General features: G+C 72.1%; 13 protein-coding genes. 4 read left to right on the top strand and 9 right to left on the bottom strand.

Going from position 1 to position 16,510, the window contains the following annotated elements; all coding sequences use genetic code 11:
• Positions 1–460 precede the first annotated feature (460 nt).
• Positions 461–823 (bottom strand): DUF3499 domain-containing protein, encoded by a 363-nt coding sequence (locus tag Air01nite_RS33760; protein ID WP_203707431.1) that lies wholly within the window; start codon positions 821–823, stop codon positions 461–463.
• 100 nt (positions 824–923) lie between these two features.
• Between Air01nite_RS33760 and Air01nite_RS33765 the strand changes: the two genes are divergently transcribed.
• Positions 924–1,367, top strand: a complete 444-nt coding sequence (locus tag Air01nite_RS33765) for a metallopeptidase family protein (RefSeq protein WP_203707432.1) — start codon at positions 924–926, stop codon at positions 1,365–1,367.
• A 334-nt stretch (positions 1,368–1,701) separates the two neighbouring features.
• On the opposite strand, the gene Air01nite_RS33770 is transcribed toward Air01nite_RS33765, so the two are convergent.
• The 4 genes from Air01nite_RS33770 to cofD all read right to left on the bottom strand — a co-directional run bounded on the left by Air01nite_RS33770 (position 1,702) and on the right by cofD (position 7,775).
• Positions 1,702–1,965, bottom strand: a complete 264-nt coding sequence (locus tag Air01nite_RS33770) for a WhiB family transcriptional regulator (protein WP_089245306.1) — start codon at positions 1,963–1,965, stop codon at positions 1,702–1,704.
• Positions 1,966–2,901: 936 nt separating this feature from the next.
• The gene (locus tag Air01nite_RS33775) at positions 2,902–5,451 is read right to left on the bottom strand and encodes a bifunctional FO biosynthesis protein CofGH (RefSeq protein WP_203707433.1); all 2,550 of its coding nucleotides are present in this window, start codon (positions 5,449–5,451) and stop codon (positions 2,902–2,904) included.
• A 138-nt stretch (positions 5,452–5,589) separates the two neighbouring features.
• On the bottom strand, positions 5,590–6,801 hold the full coding sequence (locus Air01nite_RS33780) for a coenzyme F420-0:L-glutamate ligase (RefSeq protein WP_203707434.1): 1,212 nt from the start codon (positions 6,799–6,801) through the stop codon (positions 5,590–5,592).
• 38 nt (positions 6,802–6,839) lie between these two features.
• Complete coding sequence (gene cofD / locus Air01nite_RS33785) at positions 6,840–7,775, bottom strand: 2-phospho-L-lactate transferase (protein WP_203707435.1); 936 nt, start codon at positions 7,773–7,775, stop codon at positions 6,840–6,842.
• Positions 7,776–7,865: 90 nt separating this feature from the next.
• On the opposite strand from cofD, the gene Air01nite_RS33790 reads away from it, so the two are divergent.
• Positions 7,866–8,891: a hypothetical protein gene (locus Air01nite_RS33790; RefSeq protein WP_239091153.1), complete on the top strand. Its 1,026-nt coding sequence runs from the start codon at positions 7,866–7,868 to the stop codon at positions 8,889–8,891.
• Between the two features lie 574 nt (positions 8,892–9,465).
• Positions 9,466–10,260: an ArsR/SmtB family transcription factor gene (locus Air01nite_RS33795; RefSeq protein ID WP_239091154.1), complete on the top strand. Its 795-nt coding sequence runs from the start codon at positions 9,466–9,468 to the stop codon at positions 10,258–10,260.
• A gap of 88 nt (positions 10,261–10,348) precedes the next feature.
• Here the strand turns inward: Air01nite_RS33795 and Air01nite_RS33800 are convergent, their stop codons facing one another.
• The 3 genes from Air01nite_RS33800 to Air01nite_RS33810 are packed head-to-tail and all read right to left on the bottom strand — an operon-like array spanning position 10,349 to position 13,679.
• The gene (locus Air01nite_RS33800; RefSeq protein WP_203707437.1) at positions 10,349–11,386 is read right to left on the bottom strand and encodes a hypothetical protein; all 1,038 of its coding nucleotides are present in this window, start codon (positions 11,384–11,386) and stop codon (positions 10,349–10,351) included.
• Positions 11,387–11,402: 16 nt separating this feature from the next.
• Positions 11,403–12,506, bottom strand: a complete 1,104-nt coding sequence (locus Air01nite_RS33805) for a mannose-1-phosphate guanylyltransferase (RefSeq protein ID WP_203707438.1) — start codon at positions 12,504–12,506, stop codon at positions 11,403–11,405.
• Between the two features lie 30 nt (positions 12,507–12,536).
• Complete coding sequence (locus Air01nite_RS33810; RefSeq protein WP_203707439.1) at positions 12,537–13,679, bottom strand: glycosyltransferase family 4 protein; 1,143 nt, start codon at positions 13,677–13,679, stop codon at positions 12,537–12,539.
• A gap of 137 nt (positions 13,680–13,816) precedes the next feature.
• Between Air01nite_RS33810 and Air01nite_RS33815 the strand changes: the two genes are divergently transcribed.
• Positions 13,817–14,494, top strand: a complete 678-nt coding sequence (locus tag Air01nite_RS33815; protein ID WP_203707440.1) for a TIGR03089 family protein — start codon at positions 13,817–13,819, stop codon at positions 14,492–14,494.
• On the opposite strand, the gene Air01nite_RS33820 is transcribed toward Air01nite_RS33815, so the two are convergent.
• On the bottom strand, positions 14,487–16,442 hold the full coding sequence (locus Air01nite_RS33820) for an acetoacetate--CoA ligase (protein WP_203707441.1): 1,956 nt from the start codon (positions 16,440–16,442) through the stop codon (positions 14,487–14,489). The two genes, Air01nite_RS33815 and Air01nite_RS33820, sit on opposite strands and share 8 nt — an antisense overlap.
• Positions 16,443–16,510: the final 68 nt, after the last annotated feature.

The raw sequence follows: 16,510 nt of genomic DNA on the forward strand, positions 1-16,510 counted from the left end.
TGCGGACGTTGGTAATGCATTGCTGCCCAAGCGGCAACCAACTACCAAGATCTGCCGCCCAGCCAACCAACTCCACCGCGTCCGCCGCCGAAAACCGCAGCCCAGCACCGGGAACCGATCGCCCGGATCATCGCCATCCCGGCAATCGGCCCGCCCCGCTTGGCGGATGTCGGCCACCCCCGCGCGGGCGTGGACCTTGGCCGCCCCGCGTGGCAGACGTTGCGATCACCGAGATTTGCCGCCGAGCGCCTTGGCCACCTCGTCGGCCGATGCCGACAGCTGCCCTTCAGAGACAGGACCTTGCCGCGTTCGCGGCATCCGCTCTGACCGCGACCGGCGCGGGCCTGGCAGCGCAGCGGTGTCCGGCGGGAGCGACGGTCGCGCCCCCGACGGGCCCGGGACATGATCATGTCTCGACGCCTTGCCCGCCGGCGGCCTGGGCTCGGGCGGATCTTGGGATTTATTGGCTGGGCGGGATGACCCGGAGGTGGCCGCGGCGGCCCTGTTGATGGCCGGCGTGCGGGAGGTCGTCGAAGTCGTCGTAGCGGCCCGGGCGGGCTGCCTCGCGGACGGCGTCGGCCAGGGCGACCAGGTCGTCGGGGGTCGGTGGCGGGGGGTCGAATGCGCCTTCGTGGCGGACTACCTCCCAGCCGCGGGGGGCGGTCAGGGAGCGGGCGTGGGTCTCGCAGAGGTCGTAGGTGTGCGGCTCCGCGAACGCGGCGAGGGGGCCGACCACGGCCGTGGACTCGTGGTAAACGTAGGTCAGCGTGGCGACAGCCGGCCGGGGGCAGCCGTTTCTGGAGCAACGCCGTGGAGACCTCACGGCGGCAACTTATCGCCCCCACCCGGGCGTTGCCCCGCCTTGCGTCGCGACACGCCGATCGCGGGCTAGGCTGAGGCTGCTTTTCTGCAGGAGGTGCGCGATGACCAGCCCGGCCAACCGCCGGCCGCCGTCCGGCCGGCGCCGCGACCGTCATGGACGGGGACTACGCGGGCGGCTGGTTCCTGCGACCGTTCCGCTGGCCCGGACGAAGGCCGAGATCTTCGATGATCTTGTCCTGGACACGGTCGAGGCGCTGGAACACCGGTTCGCCAAGGAGTTGGCCGGTGTCGAGTTCGCGGTGGAGGACGTGCCGCCGGACCTCAACGTGTACGACACCGACGTCCTGGAGGACGGCGAGGTCCCGCTGGCCCGGCTGCTGCCGGGTCGCCCCGGGCGGGCGGACATGGCGCCGCGGATCGTGCTCTACCGACGGCCGCTGGAATTCCGCGCGATGGACCACGACGACCTGGCCGACCTGGTCCACGACGTGATCATCGAGCAGGTCGCGAACCTGCTGGGTCTGGACCCTGACGAGCTGAGCTAGTCGCCGGCCCGGCCTTTCGCACGCGCCGGTCAGGCCGGTCCGGACCGAAGGCAGGCGCGGAGTCGAAGGCCGGGACGCGAACCGCACCAGACCAAAGCGACCGCTCGAAATCGCAACCCCGAAACACCCGGGCCGCGGCCAGGACGGTGGTCGCGCGGGATTTCGGCGGCGCGGTGCGGTGTTCCGGTCGTTCGCCGTCGTGGGCCCTGGATGCGGTCGAGGGCCCGCATCGTCCGCACGATGATGGCCCTCGGTCCCCGATATGATCTTGTGTCGCTAGTGCGCGGGTTCCCCCTCCGCGTCCGTCGCGACTTGGCTGAACTGCCCGCCTGGCTCAGGCGACGACGCGGCGCTTCAGCTTGCGGCGCTCGCGTTCGGACAGGCCACCCCAGATGCCGAATCGCTCGTCGTGCCCGAGTGCGTACTCGAGGCACTCCGCCTTCACGTCGCAGCGCGAGCAGATTCGCTTGGCCTCGCGGGTCGAGCCGCCCTTCTCGGGGAAGAACGCCTCCGGGTCGGTCTGCGAGCACAGTGCTCGCTCCTGCCATTCCGGCGCGTTGCCCAGCAGGTCGGCGACCTCGACACGGCCACCATCCATAACGTTGCCTCCTTTCGCACGCCGGCCCATTGGCCGACGTAACCCCCTCGCGGAAGGCCTGACATTTTCGCCCGTACGGTCCTATTTGTCATGTCCCGTTCGAACGACCCCAGTGAAATTACACGCGTGTAATGCGTGCGTCGTCAAGCGGAACCTGATAAATAGACCCACTCACCGGCGCGCCGTTGACGACTCGCGGGATGGCGCCATGGTCCTTCGGGTCAGTACCGATCCAGACCCCGGGCGGGTAACGCTCGATCGACCACTTTCCCACCAGCTCAGCCGCCACAACCGCACATAACAGATCAAACCACGCCGGCCCTACCTTGATCCACCCGGCCTCCACTAGTCCCCCAGTCGTGGGTCGCCCCACCGCGGAGTGGATCTTGCGGCTGGGAGACGGTTGGTACCCCGCCCGTGGCGATGTTCAAACCGGGCGCCCAGCTCAGTGCCCGGCGCTTTCGAGCATCGCCTGCTCGCCGCGGACCGGGTGACGGCTACGACCTACCGCCGCATCGAGGGGCCGTCATCCGGAGCCCAGGCCACGACGCGCACAACGCTGATCGCGGCGCCGCAGCCCACGCCTCACCCGGCGAGCCCAGTCGCCCGGCCGCCGTCCCGGTCCACGCGATACGTCCGGACTATGAGGCTTCGCCTCAAATGGCCGGTCGCGCGACGAGTGCATGCGCGCTATCCATCCCGATGCCGTTCGTGCGCCAGCACCCGATCAAGGCGGCAGACGTTCGCGGGTCAGCTCGCGCCGCAGGCAGTCGTGCGCAAAGACCCGTCGCATGGTGAACTTCGCGGCCTGCCGCATACCGCAGCCGGTCTAACGCCAGCCCGGTGCCGCGGCGAACGCCCGCACGTCAGCTCATGCCGCAAGCCACCCAACCCAAGGCCGCGCCCGCTTCCGCGCCCGCGGCGAACGCTGGCGCGTCAGCTCATGCCGTAGGCGGTTGTGCGCTCCTTTGCCGGTCGGCCGGCCGCGGCGGCGATTGCCTTGAGCTGGTCGACCGTGCGGGACGAGCCGTTGGCCGAGCCGGCCATTCGGGAGATCGTCTCCTCCATCAGCGTGCCGCCGAGGTCGTTGCAGCCGCCGTTGAGCATCGCGACCGTGCCCTCGTCACCCAGCTTGACCCAGGAGCACTGGATGTTGGCGATGCGGCCGTGTAGCAGCAGGCGGGCCATCGCGTGGACGACCCTGTTCTCCCGCCAGGTCGGGCCCGGCCGCGCGATGCCGGCCAGGTAGATCGGCGCGTTGGTGTGTACGAACGGCAGCGCGACGAACTCCGTGAAGCCGCCCGTGCGGTCCTGGACCGACGCGAGGACCCGGAAATGGCCCAGCCATTGCCGCGGGTGGTCGACGTGCCCGTACATCATCGTGGAGCTCGACCGGATGCCCAGCTCGTGTGCGGTCGTGACGACCTCGACCCAGGTCGCGGCCGGCAGCTTGCCCTTGGTCAGCACCCACCGCACGTCGTCGTCGAGGATCTCCGCCGCCGTGCCCGGGATCGTGTCTAGGCCCGCGTCGCGCAGGGTCTCGAGCCACTCCCGGACCGGCATGCCGGCCTTCGCGGCGCCGGTGACGATCTCCATCGGGGAGAACGCGTGGACGTGCATGCCCGGCACCCGTTGCTTGATCGCGCGGACCATCTCGGCGTAGGCGGTGATCGGTAGTTTCGGGTCGATGCCGCCCTGCATGCAGACCTCGGTGGCGCCCGCGGCCCAGGCTTCCTCGGCGCGGTCGGCCACCTGGTCGACCGATAGTCGGTAGGCGTCGGCGTCGCGCTCCCGTTGCGCGAAGGCGCAGAACCGGCAGCCGACGTAGCAGACGTTGGAGAAGTTGATGTTGCGGTTGACCACGTAGGTCACCTCGTCGCCGACCGTGTCGCGCCGGAGGTCGTCGGCCAGGCGGCAGAGCTCGTCGAGGGCCGAGCCGTCGGCGGTGAACAGCGCCATAGCCGCCGCCTCGTGGCGCTCCTCGAGCAGGGCCGCCGGGTCGGTCGCGGCGAGGCGCAAGCCGTCGAGGACGTCGGACGGCTGGCGCTCGGCGGCGGCGCCGGGCGCGGCGCGGCTCAGCGCCACGGCTTCCGGCGCGACACGGTCGGCGACCTCGGACCAGTCGCCGTAGACCGAGTCGAAGTCGCCGCGCCGGTCGCTGGTGCGGCCCGTCGTGTCGATCGTCGTGTGCAGGTCGGTGCGGCCGCCCGGCACGAATGCCTCGTCGGGCTCCTGCCACGCGCGGCCGACCGGCAGCACGCCCTCGGCCGCCAGCCCCGAAACCGGCTCGGCCAGCGCGGCCACGTGGCCGGCCAGTCGCGGGTCGAGCCAGGGGTCGCCGCGGCGGACGTACTCGGGATAGATGGTCAGTCGCTCGCGCAAGGTGAAGCCGCTCGCGGCCGATCGGGCGGCGAGCTCGTCGATCATCGGCCAAGGGCGTTCCGGGTTGACGTGGTCGGGGGTGACCGGCGAGACGCCGCCCCAGTCGTCGATGCCCGCGCGTAGAAGCAGGTCGTATTCGCCCTCGATCAGGTTGGGCGGTGCCTGGATGCGGGCGCCCGGGCCGAGGATGATCCGGCCGACCGCGATCGTGGCCGCCAGGTCGAGCAGCTCGGCGTCGGGCATGCCGCGCATCGCGGTGTCCGGCTTGGCCCGGAAGTTTTGGATGATGACTTCCTGGATGTGGCCGTATTCGCGGGCCGAGCGGCGGATCGCGAACAGCGAGTCGGCCCGCTCGACCAGGTTTTCGCCGATGCCGATCAGGATGCCGGTGGTGAACGGCACGCCGACCCGGCCGGCGTCGTCGAGCACCCGCAGGCGGACCGCGGGCTCCTTGTCGGGCGAGCCGAAGTGCGGGCCGCTCTTGTCGGACCACAGCCTGGTCGCCGTGGTCTCCAGCATCATGCCCATGCTCGGCGCCACCGGTTTGAGCCGCTGCAGCTCGGCCCAGCTCAGCACGCCCGGGTTGAGGTGAGGCAGGAGGCCGGTCTCCTCGAGCACCGCGATCGCGCTCGCCCGGACGTAGTCGAGCGTCGAGTCGTAGCCCCGCGCGTCGAGCCACTCGCGCGCCGCCGGCCAGCGCTCCTCGGGCCGGTCGCCGAGCGTGAACAGCGCCTCCTTGCAACCCTGCGCCGCGCCTTCGCGGGCGATCGCCACCACCTCGTCGCGGTCGAGGAAGGCGGCGGGCAGCCGGTGCGGCACGGTGGCGAAGGTGCAGTAATGGCAACGGTCCCGGCATAGCCGGGTCAGGGGAATGAAGACCTTGCGCGAGTACGTCACGACGCCCGGCCGGCCGGCATCACGCAGGCCGGCGTCGCGGATGCCGCCGGCGATGCTCAGCAGCTCGTCGAGCGCGTCGCCGCGCGCGGCCATCAGATCGGCGGCTTCGCCCTGGTCGAGCGCTTTCCCGTCAGCGGCGCGCGCCAGCGCCCGCCGGATGCTCGCGGCGGTGGGCGGCGGGGGCGAGGTCGGGATGAGATCAGCCACCGTTGAAGCGTAGGCGCTACCACCGACAGGTTCCGTGGCGGCAGTCACCAGCCAGAAATCTTTGGACGATGGGTGAACCGCGCGAACGCCCGCGGGTACGAACAGGTATGGACCAAACCACTGGCCGACGAGCCAGGACTAGCCGACCATGACCACGACGCGCGGGCCGGAACCACCGTCCTCGATGGTCTCCATCGTGGACCCGAGCCCTTCAGCGGCCAACGCCGCGCGCAGGCGCTGCACGTCAACGCCCAACGCGACGATGGCAGCCGCGCCCACCGGGTTCGCCGGGCGGCAGACGATGCGGTAGCGGCCGGACGCGGCCGGGCCGCCCGCGCTCGCCGCAGGGGCGTGCAGGGCGGCGCCGCCTGCGCTCGGCGCAGGGGCATGCAGGGCGGCGCCGCCCCCGCTCGCCGCAGGGGCATGCACGGCGTCCAGGTTGTTCGGTGTGGCGGGCGGGTTCGCGGAGAGGAGGTCGATGTCGAAGGTCGCGGTCGAACCAGCGGCGATGGTCGCCAATGAGCGGGTCAGTGCCTTGGCTATGTCGGGCTCGTCGAGGGTCGGGAACGGAGGGCGTTCGCTGTTCGTGAGGCGGGCGGCGGCGCGGAGGCCCTCGGCGCGGGCCTCGGCAGTGCCGAGGGAAAACAGATCCTGGTCGGCGCCCCGGACCAGGACGGCGGCGCCGGCGCCGTCCGCGACCGGCAGGGGTGCCTCGAGATAGCCGCGGACGACCGCGACCGGCACCTGGGCGCACTTGCCCTTGACCAGCTCACCGGCCGCGGCCAGCTCGTCGATCACGGCCATCTGGGTGATGGAGAGCTCGTTGCCGTACGGGTCCACCTCGCCGCGGTGGTCGCGGATCGCCGGAATGCCGGCCGCGCCCAGGGCCACGTCGGTGAGGCCGTTGCGCCACGGGCGGCCCATCGTGTCGGAGATCACCACGGCCACGTCCAGGCCGTGCCGCTCGCGCAGGGTCGTGCGCAGCGCGCGGGCCGAAGCGTCCGGGTCCTTGGGTAGGAGCACGAGGTGGGCACGGTCGACGTTCGACGCGTCGATGCCCGCGGAGGCCATCACGAAGCCGTGGTGGGTCTGCACGATGCGGGTCTGGCCGCGGCGGGCCACCGGCCGGGCGGTCTCCGCGCGGAGCGCCTCCTCGCGCGCCGCCAGCCGCTCGTCGCCGTCCAGCGGGATGTCGACCAGGCTGCCCTCCGCCTTCGACACGATCTTGCTCGTCACTACGAGCACGTCGCCCGCGCGGAGCCACGGTGCGGCGGCGGTGATCGCCGCCGCGAGGTCGTCGCCGGGGCGCACGTCGCCCATGCCCTCGACCGGCAACACCTCGAGCCGCATGCCCACTCCCCCGCCAGCCGCCGACAGATCCGAGGTTGTCATACCAGTTCGACGGCGGCGCGGACCATCTCGGCCGTCGCCTGCTCGTCGGTCATCCAGAGCGGCACCGCCCGGACTGTGACCCCGGGCACCTCGGCGCCCTCGTCCGTGCTGTCGACGAGCCAGCCGTCGAGGATCCCGCCCGCGCCGCGGGCGCCGTACATCCCGCCGACCGCGGCCGCGGTGCACGGCACTCCGAGGACGGCCAGGCACTTGTCGGCCATGCCCCGCACCGGGCTGCCGCCGATGATCGGCGACACGCCGACGACCGGTGCGGACAGCGCCGCGCGCAGGCCCGGCACGGCCAGGATCGGGCCGACGCTGACCACCGGGTTGCTCGGCGCGACCAGCACGATGTCGGCGGTGGCCAGCGCCTCCAGGACGCCGGCGGCCGGCTTCGCCGTGTCCGCTCCGACGAACACGAAACGCCGGGTCGGCACGTCGCCGCGGTGGCGTACCCACCATTCCTGGAAGTGGATCGCCTTTTCCCCGTCGAGGTCGACCACCACGTGGGTCTCGAACCGGTCGTCGGTGGCTGGCAGCAAACGCACACCGGTTTCCCAGCGCTGGCACAGCGCCTCGGTCACCGCTGACAGTGGGTAACCGGCGTTGAGCATCTGACTGCGCACGAGATGGGTGGCGATGTCCTTGTCGCCGAGGCCGAACCAGCTCGGCTCGGCGCCGTACGCTGCGAGTTCGTTCTTGACCGCCCAGGTCTCGCCGACGCGACCCCAACCGCGTTCTGGGTCCGCGGCGCCACTCAGGGTATACATGACGCTGTCGAGGTCGGGACAAATCCGCAGGCCGTGCATGGTGACGTCATCGCCGACGTTGACCACCGCGGTCACCTCGGCGCCGGCCGCCCGGGCATATGCCCGCACGCCGGTCAGAAAACGCGCTCCGCCGATACCGCCAGCCAAAACGACGATGTGCATCCCGCAATCCTTACCTACACTGCCGGATTCCCGGCGTCCGGGCGACTACGCTCACGAAAGCCATCTTCCGTCATCGCCCCAGGGGGAGCCGTGACCACCCAACCCGAGGCCGGGTCGAACGAACAGACCTCGGCAAGCCAGATCACCAAACCCTGGCGCGAACTGATCGCGCTCGTCCTCGTCGGCGCGAACGCCGTGCTGCTGTTCGTGGGGCTCATCGATCTCCTCGTACCGTATTCGGCGAATGTCGGGTTCTCCAGCCGGGCCGGCGGAAGCTTCTTCGACTTCGTCGGCATCGAGGCGATCGTCCTGCCGCTGCTGGCCGTGCTGTTGGCCACACACTTCAAGCCGCCGGTGCCGCGGGCGAAGCTGGTCACCCAGGTGGCGCTCGCCGAGTACGCGGTGTCCGCCGTCTTCGGCGTGATCGCGCTGCTGGCCTGGCTGTTCGGCTCGCTGGTCGACGGCGAGGTGCGCGCCGCGTTCACGGGCCTGCTGGTCCGCGTCGCCTACGTGGGCATCTTCGCGGCCGCCGGGTTCCTGATCTTCAAGATCTGGCGGACCCTCTACTACGTGCCGCGCCCGAAGCCGCAGCCGGGCGTCTACGGCGCACCCGCTGGCTACCCGCCGGCCGGTCCCGGTCCGATGGGCCAGGGCCAGGGCCAGGGACAACCCGGTCAGCCGGGGTACGGCGCGCCGTACGGCCAGCCCGGCTACCCTCCGCCGCCGGCCTATCCGGGCGCGGCGCCGGGCCTCGGTGGCCCCGTCTCTCCGGGCGGTCAGCCCCCGGCAGGCCCAGGTGCGGCGCCGGGTCAGCCCGGCGCGTTCCCGCCCGGCGGCCCGACAGCCTCCGCGGAGCCCGCGACCTGGCCACCGGTGCCGGGCGCGACCGGGTCCCCGCAGGCCACCCAGACGATCGCGGCTCCGGCGGCTCCGCCCGCACCCACGTCACCGGCTACGGCCGGCGACACCCGGCTGGACTCCCCGACCGCGCCGATCCCGACGCCGGAGGACGAGCGCACCCAGGTGATCAACCCGGCCAGCCAGCAGCCGAGCGCCGGCTCCGCGCCGCCGCCGACCGCGGAGGGCGACGAGCCGACGCGGCCCGACGTCCGCTGACGCAACGCAACGCGACGCACCGCAATGCGGGGGCGGCAGGCCCGGCAGCAAGCCGGCCCGCCGCCCCCGTCGCGTTATGCATGGAGGTGGCGGCATCACCCGCCGGGCCCCCCACGTCGCGACGGGTGATGCCGCAGGCGCGGACCAGGGGAGGATGGTCTGCGCGTAGGCACGCCCGGCCGCCACCTCCACGACTCGTGGTCGCGAACCCTCGTTGGTGGCCGGCCGGACGGCAGTGCCGCCCCGCATATGTGGGCGCTAACACGAGCATGGCGAAACCGCAGGTCGAGCGCGAGGACTTTTAGCCACGGCTGAAACACCGAGGTCAGCGGTAGGCTGATCCCCTCAGAAACCCCGCCTACCCCCGAGCGGAGTCCACGAGGCCGTGCTGCGGATCCACTTCACACCTGGCGACGTCGCGCGCACGCGCGTCGCGCCGGGGGCGGATCCCGTTTGGGAGCTGGTTCTCAGCCTTCAGCTGTTCCAGGCTCGGCGACCCGCGCGCGATCCGCTCCTCGCCGGCTGGCATCGGGAGGTCGCGGCCGGGCTGCGGCGGAACCCGCGGGCAGACAGCGTGCGGCTGCTGCTCGCGCTCAATCCCCCTCAGGGTTACTTCCCCGATTTCCTCACTCCGTTCGAGAGCCGGGCCGGGCTGTTGCCCGCGCTCGACGCCATCCGGTCGACGCCCGCCGCCAACCTGCGCCGCGACCTGACGCTCCTCGCCGCCGACAACCGGCTGCCGGCCAGCGTGTCCGGGGTCGCGCGGGGTGACTCCGCCGCGCTGCACAGCCTCACCGACTCGATGGAGAGCTACCGGGAGCTGGCGATCGCGCCCTACTGGACCCGGATCGAGAGCGCCGTCGAAGCCGATCGCGGGCAGCGCGGGCGGGCCATGCTGGCCGACGGCGCGGACGGCCTGTTGGCCAGCCTCCGGCCGGCGATGCGGTGGGACGGGCAGGTGCTCGAGGTGCGGCACTATCCGGTCAGCCGGGACCTCTACCTCGACGGCCGTGGGCTGTTGCTGGTGCCGGCCTTCTTCTGCACACGTACGCCGGTCACCCTCGTCGACCCCGATCTGCCGCCGGTGCTCGTCTACCCGGTCGACCGGCTCGGCGGGCTCGACCAGCCGCCCGAGCCCGGCCGGCACCACGCGCTGGCCGCCCTGCTGGGCCGGACCAGGGCGCGCGTCCTCGAGGTCGTCGACAGCGGGTCCTCGACCAGCGAGATCGCCCAGCGCCTCGGCATCTCGCCGGCCGCCGCGAGCCAGCACACCGCCGTCCTGCGCAACGCGGGCCTCCTGGCCAGCCGCCGCGACGGCAACACGATGCTGCACACGCTCACGCCCCTGGGGCGCGGGATGCTCGATTAGGGCGTGTCCTGCCGATCAACGTGAGCCGAGACGGAGGCCACGCGGCGGCTGGGCCCGTCGCAGGCCGCGTTGATCGGCAGGACACGCCCTAGTCGTGCCAGAGGGCGATGCGGTGGTCCTCGTCGGTCACGTACATGCGCTCGCCGTCGACGATCGCGATGCCTTCGACGTTGTGGAACGGTGCGAGGTCGTCCACCACGGACGCCGCCACCCGCGGGTCCGAGCCGAGGGCGAACCGCACGTGGCTGCAGGTGACGTCTCCGCCCATCGGGTGGTCGTCGAGCAGCACCGACCCCTTCCCCAACGCGTCGATCGAGCCCACCACCGCTTCGAAACCCGACGAAGTCGCGGTCAGCGCGCGGAAACCCGTCAGCGTGCCGGGTGGGGTCACGCCGGTCAGGGCGTACGCCCGGACGACCGCCGGCCAACTGCGCGGGTCCGCGTCGAACATGCCCTCGACACCCGAGATCTCCACCAGGATCGGCTCGCCGTCCTGGGTCACCGGGAACCGGAGCCCGAGCAGCAGCGTGCCGGCGGGCGTGAAGGCGGCGGCCTCCACGTTCACCGGCAGGTCGCCGATGATCAGCCGGTCGACCCACGTCTTCGCCTTCGCCGCACCGCGGATCTGGGTCTCGCGGATGAACCGCTGGTGCACCCGCTCGCCCGCCGGCAGCGGGCTGATGTCCGCCGCCACCAGCGCGTCGTTGATCGCCCGGTGCAACCGGAACTGGTTGCGCACCACGTGCAGCTTGACCACACCCCGGGCCGCCTCGGCCTCCCGGAACCGCGCGAAGAACGCCCGCTTCGGTCGCAGCGGCCCGCCCTTGGAGCCGAAGTGCGAGCCGATCACGTACACCCAGCCGTCGCGGTGTGCCAGCGCTTCGCCGTCCTCGGTGCGGCCCGCCTCGTGGCCCGCGTCGAAGCCCTGGTGGTGCGCCGCCCAACTGCCGTCGTGACCCTGGACGAGCAGGGCCACGCACGCCTCGACCGGGCCCTCGTCGAGCACGGTCCACAAGCCACGGCGCGCCCCATGGGCCGAGAGCAACGCCGGTGAGAGCACGGGCAGCAGGTCGCTCGCCTCGTTGCCGGCGACGGACAACTCCACATGGCGCAATGGCGCGGTCATGTGCACAGCCTAAGGATCAGCAGAAACCCTCGTCGCCACGCGCCTTGAGCTCGTCGACCAGCTTTTTCACGTCCTGCGAGCGCTCGCGGGAGCAGACCAGGATCACGTCGGGTGTGTCCACGATCACCAGATCGTCGACGCCGAGAGCCGCGACCAGGCGCCCGGAGTGCGGCACCACGACCAGGCGGTCCGTGTCGCGCAGCAGCACGCCGGGCTTCTCGCCCGGGTGGTCGGCGCCGCCGCCGAGCACCACGTTGCCGCGCGCGTCGCCGGGCAGCACCTCGCCCAGCGTCTGGAAGTCGCCGACGTCCGTCCAGCCGAAGTCGCCGGGCACCGTGCCGACCCGGCCGGCGGCGGCGGCACCCTCCATCACCGCGTAGTCGACCGAGATCTTGGTCAGCGTGGGCCACACGGAGGCCAGGACCTCGTCGCCGTCGGGCTCGTCCCAGGCCGCCGCGACGCGGCACAGCCCCTCGTGCAGGCTCGGCTGCTGGCGGGCCAACTCCGCCAGGAACGCGTCGACACGCCACACGAACATGCCGGCGTTCCACAGGTGGTCACCGGACTCGACATATTGCTTGGCCAGCTCGTACGCCGGCTTCTCGGCGAACGCCTCGACCATCCGCACCGGGCCCGGGCCGACCTCGTCGCCGCAGTGGAGGTAGCCGTAGCCGGTCTCCGGGCGGGTCGGCGTGATCCCGATGGTCATCAGCAGCCCGCGCTCGGCGCCGGCCACCGCGTCACGCACCACGGACACGAACTGAGCGGGGTTGGTGATCAGGTGGTCGGCCGCGAACGCGCCCATGATCGCCGATGGCGAACGCCGGGCGATCAGCGCCGCCGCCAGGCCGACCGCGGCGCACGAGTCGCGGGCCGACGGCTCGACCAGGATGTTCTCCTCGGGCAGGGCGGTGAGCTGCCGGGCGACGGCGGCCGCGTGCGCGGCACCGGTCACCACCATCGTCCCTTCGGGACCCGCCAGCGGCTCCAGGCGCTCGGCCGTCGCTTGGAGCAGCGAGAGCGGACTGCCGGACAGGGGATGGAGGAACTTCGGCTGGTGGAGTCGGGACAGCGGCCACAGTCGGGTGCCGCTGCCGCCGGCCAGGATCACGGCGTGCATAGGGCAATCATCCCGGAAGTGCCTCCGGCCTCAGGCCCGGGCCCGTTGCCACGCGGCGATGTGCACCTCGGCGCTCGACTCCCAGGTGAACTCCTTGGCCCGGTCGACGCCGGCCTTGGCCAGCGCCATCCGGCGCGGCTCGTCGTCGAGCAGGGCGGCCAGGTCGACGGCGATCTGGGCAGGATCTTCGCTCGTGTAAGCCACCGCGTCGCCGCCGACCTCGGGCAGCGAGAGCCGCGGCGTGGTCAGCACCGGCACCGCGCAGGCCATCGCCTCGAGGATCGGCAGGCCGAAACCCTCACCGAAGGAGGGATAGGCCGCGACCAGCGCACCGCCGAGGAACCCGGGCAGGTCGGCGTAACGCAGGTAGCCCGGGCGGAGCAGGCGCAGGTGGCCAGGCACCTCGGCGACCGCGCGGTCGATGTCGTCGTCGTGGCCCTGCCCGCCGGCGATCACCAGCGCGGGCGGGTTGGGCCGGTCGTGCACCGCCTTGACCCAGCCACGGATCAGGCTCGGCACGTTTTTACGCGGCTCCTTGGCACCGAGGAACGCGACGTAGCTGGTGCCGGCCAGACCCAGCCGGGCCGCGACCCGGGCCTTCTCGTCGGCGGTCGGCGGGTGGAACGCGGTCGGGTCGACGCCGTGGTAGGCCACGTCGACCCGGGTCGGGTCGGCGTCGAGCAGGCGGATCAGCTCGTCACGGGTCGCCTTGCTCGGCACGATCACCCGGTGGGCGCGGCGCAGCGAGGTCTTGATCGCGCTGCGGAAGAACGTGCGCCGGGACTTGTCGTAGTGCTCCGGCTCGGTGAAGAACGTGGCGTCGTGGACCGTCACCGTCACGGGGCAGCCGGCCCGCAGCGGGCAGGTGTAGAACGGCGAGTGCAGCACGTCGGCGCCGACCTGCTGGGCGAGCAGCGGCAGGCCGGTCTGCTCCCAGGCGAGCCGGGCGGGCCGGTGCGCGACCGCGGCCGGCGCGGCGACGACCTCGGCGGCCGGGAGCATCCTGGTGTAACGCTCCGCATCCGTCCGCAGGCCGACCACCGCCAGCTCCACCTCGGAGCCGATCACCTTGCCGAGCGCGCCTAGCAACCCGTCGACGTAGCGGCCCACCCCGCCGCGGTCGGCGGGGACGCTGGTGGCGTCGACGAGAACGCGGGGCGGACCGGAAGTCACGGTGCGGGCTCCTCAAGGGTGCGGTGTGTGCCAGGCCACTATGGCCCCAAGCCTACGCTGGGCCCGCGACGGGCCGGAGCCGGTGACACCGTCACGGAACGGCAAACGATCGATGGCTAACCGGTAAGGTGCGACCGATGGTCGAGGTAGACGCGGGCGAAATCGCCCGGATGTTCGCCGCCGCAATCCGGCGAGATCCGACAAGACCCCTTTTGACCTGGTACGACGATGCGACCGGCGAGCGGACCGAACTGTCCGGCGCCACGCTCGACAACTGGGTCGAGAAGACCGCCAACCTGCTCGTCGACGGCTCGGGTCTGGGCGACGGCGACCAGGCCGGCGTGCTGCTGCCCCCGCACTGGCAGACCGCCGCCGTGCTGCTGGGCTGCTGGGCGGCCGGCGTGCGGCCGATCGCGACACCGGCCCCGGTGGACGTGCTGTTCGCCGCCGAGGCCCGGATCGCCGAGGCGGACGGCTGGTCCGCCGGCGACCGCTTCGCGCTCAACCTCCACCCGTTCGCGTTGCCGATGCGGGACGTGCCGGCGGGCTGGCAGGACTACACGGTCGCGGTGCGCGCGTTCGGTGACGTCTTTCCCGCGTACCCCCGTGGTGCTGCTGACTGGCGCCAGGACGACCCGTTCGGGCTCAAGCCCGGCGACCGCGTGTTGATCGACGCCGCGCGGCACCCGGACCCCGCGGACTGGCTGCTCGCCCCGCTCGCCGCCGGGGCCAGCATCGTGCTGTGCGGCAACCTCGATCGGGCGAAGCTCGCCGGCCGGATCGCCGGCGAGCAGGTCACCCGGGACCTCAGCTGACCCCTTCGCGGGCCAGCTTCTCGAACGCGGCCAGCGACTCCGGGTTGGCCAGCGCGCCCTTGGCCGCCGCGTCGTCCACCGACGCGCCGGTGAGGATCTTCTTGACCGGCACCTCGAGCTTCTTGCCGGACAGCGTGCGCGGCACGCCGGCCACGCGGTAGACCGCGTCCGGCACGTGCCGGGGCGACAACGCCGAACGCAGCTCCTTGGCGATCTTGGCCGTCAGGTCGCCGTCGAGGTCGCGGCCGTCGGTGGTGACCACGAAGAGCAACAGCTCGCCGGCGCCGCCTTCGTTGTCTTCCAGGTGTACGACCAGCGAGTCGGCGATCTCCGGGAGCCCCTCGACCACCGAGTAGAACTCGGCCGTGCCGAGCCGCACCCCGCCCCGGTTGAGCGTGGCGTCCGAGCGGCCGGTGATCACGCAGCCGCCGTGCTCGTTGATCGTGATCCAGTCGCCGTGCCGCCACACGCCCGGGTAGACGTCGAAGTACGCCTCCCGGTAGCGGCTGGCGTCGGGGTCGTTCCAGAACCCGACCGGCATGCTCGGCATCGGCTCGGTGATGACCAGCTCGCCGAGCTGGTCGCGGACCGGCGTGCCGTCCGGCGCGTACGCCTCGACCGCCGCACCCAACGCCCGGCAGGCGATCTCACCGGAGCGCACGGGCAGCAGCGGCACCCCGCCGACGAAGCCGGTGCACACGTCGGTGCCACCGGAGAGCGACTGGAGCTGGAGGGTGTCGCTGACGGCCGCGTACACCCATGCGAAGCCCTCGGGCGGCAGTGGCGCGCCCGTCGAGCCGAGCCCGCGCAGGGCGCTCAGGTCGTGATCGGCCTTCGGGATCAGCTCCGATTTCCGGCAAGCCAGCAGGAACGGCGCGGACGTGCCGAAATAGGTCGTCCGGGTGTCTTCCGCCAGCGCCCACAGCGTGTCGAGGCTCGGCGCGCCGGGGTTGCCGTCGAACAACACGATCGTCGCGCCGACCGCCGGGCCGGAGACGAGGAAGTTCCACATCATCCAGCCGGTGGTGGTGAACCAGAAGAACCGGTCCGCCGGGCCGAGGTCGTGGTGCAGGGCCAGCATCTTGAGGTGCTCGAGCAGGATGCCGCCGTGGCCGTGCACGATCGGCTTCGGCAGGCCGGTGGTGCCCGACGAGTAGAGCACGTACAGCGGGTGGTCGAAGGGCAGGGCCGCGAAGGTCAGCGGCTCGTCGGTGGGCGCGGTCAGCGCGTCCCAGCCCGACTCGCCGCCCGGCGCCAGGTAGTCGATCATCACCAGGTGCTCGACCGAGGGCAGCGCCTCCCGGATCGCCGCCACCTCGGCGCGGCGGTCGACGGGCTTGTCGCCGTAGCGGTAGCCGTCGACCGCGACCAGCACCTTGGGCTCGATCTGCTGCCAGCGGTCGCAGACGCTGCGGGTGCCGAACTCGGGCGCGCAGGAGGAGAAGATCGCGCCGAGGCTGGCCGTCGCCAGCATGAGCACGTACGTCTCCGGGATGTTCGGCGCGTACGCGGCGACCCGGTCGCCCGGCCCCACCCCGAGCCTGCGCAGTCCCGCCGCGCAGCGCCGTACCCCGTCACGCAGTTGATCCTTGGTCAGGGTCTGCGGCGCGCGGGTCTGGCCGTGCGCGATCACCGCGGGGTCGTCACCGGCCCGGCCCGGCATGCGCAGCACGTTCTCGGCGTAGTTGAGGGTCGCCCCCGGGAACCAGCGGGTGCCCGGCATCTCGCGGTCGGTGAGCACCTCGGCCGGCGGGGTATGGCTGACCACCTCGAAGTAGTCCCAGATCGAGCGCCAGAACGCCGCGACGTCAAGCACCGACCACTGCCGCAGCGCCTCGTAGTCGGCGAAGGCCAGACCCCGCTCCCGCTCGAGCCACCCCAGGTAGTGGCCGATCCGGCTGGTCTCGCGTACGTCGGACGGCGGCGTCCACAGCACCTCGTTGCTCATCCGGCCATCCTCCCCTATCGGTGCAGCTAGGCATGTGGGTCCCACGCACACATTCACGGGTCAGACCG

The organism is Asanoa iriomotensis (assembly GCF_016862515.1).
In the GTDB taxonomy this organism is placed as follows: Bacteria; Actinomycetota; Actinomycetes; order Mycobacteriales; family Micromonosporaceae; genus Asanoa; species Asanoa iriomotensis.

Bases quoted from the DNA above. Each gene is read 5' to 3' on its own strand.
- Air01nite_RS33770 (WP_089245306.1), bottom strand. From the start codon at position 1,965: ATGGATGGTGGCCGTGTCGAGGTCGCCGACCTGCTGGGCAACGCGCCG.
- Air01nite_RS33815 (WP_203707440.1), top strand. From the start codon at position 13,817: ATGGTCGAGGTAGACGCGGGCGAAATCGCCCGGATGTTCGCCGCCGCA.
- Air01nite_RS33780 (WP_203707434.1), bottom strand. From the start codon at position 6,801: ATGCGGCTCGAGGTGTTGCCGGTCGAGGGCATGGGCGACGTGCGCCCC.
- Air01nite_RS33800 (WP_203707437.1), bottom strand. From the start codon at position 11,386: ATGACCGCGCCATTGCGCCATGTGGAGTTGTCCGTCGCCGGCAACGAG.
- Air01nite_RS33820 (WP_203707441.1), bottom strand. From the start codon at position 16,442: ATGAGCAACGAGGTGCTGTGGACGCCGCCGTCCGACGTACGCGAGACC.
- Air01nite_RS33805 (WP_203707438.1), bottom strand. From the start codon at position 12,506: ATGCACGCCGTGATCCTGGCCGGCGGCAGCGGCACCCGACTGTGGCCG.
- cofD (WP_203707435.1), bottom strand. From the start codon at position 7,775: ATGCACATCGTCGTTTTGGCTGGCGGTATCGGCGGAGCGCGTTTTCTG.
- Air01nite_RS33765 (WP_203707432.1), top strand. From the start codon at position 924: ATGACCAGCCCGGCCAACCGCCGGCCGCCGTCCGGCCGGCGCCGCGAC.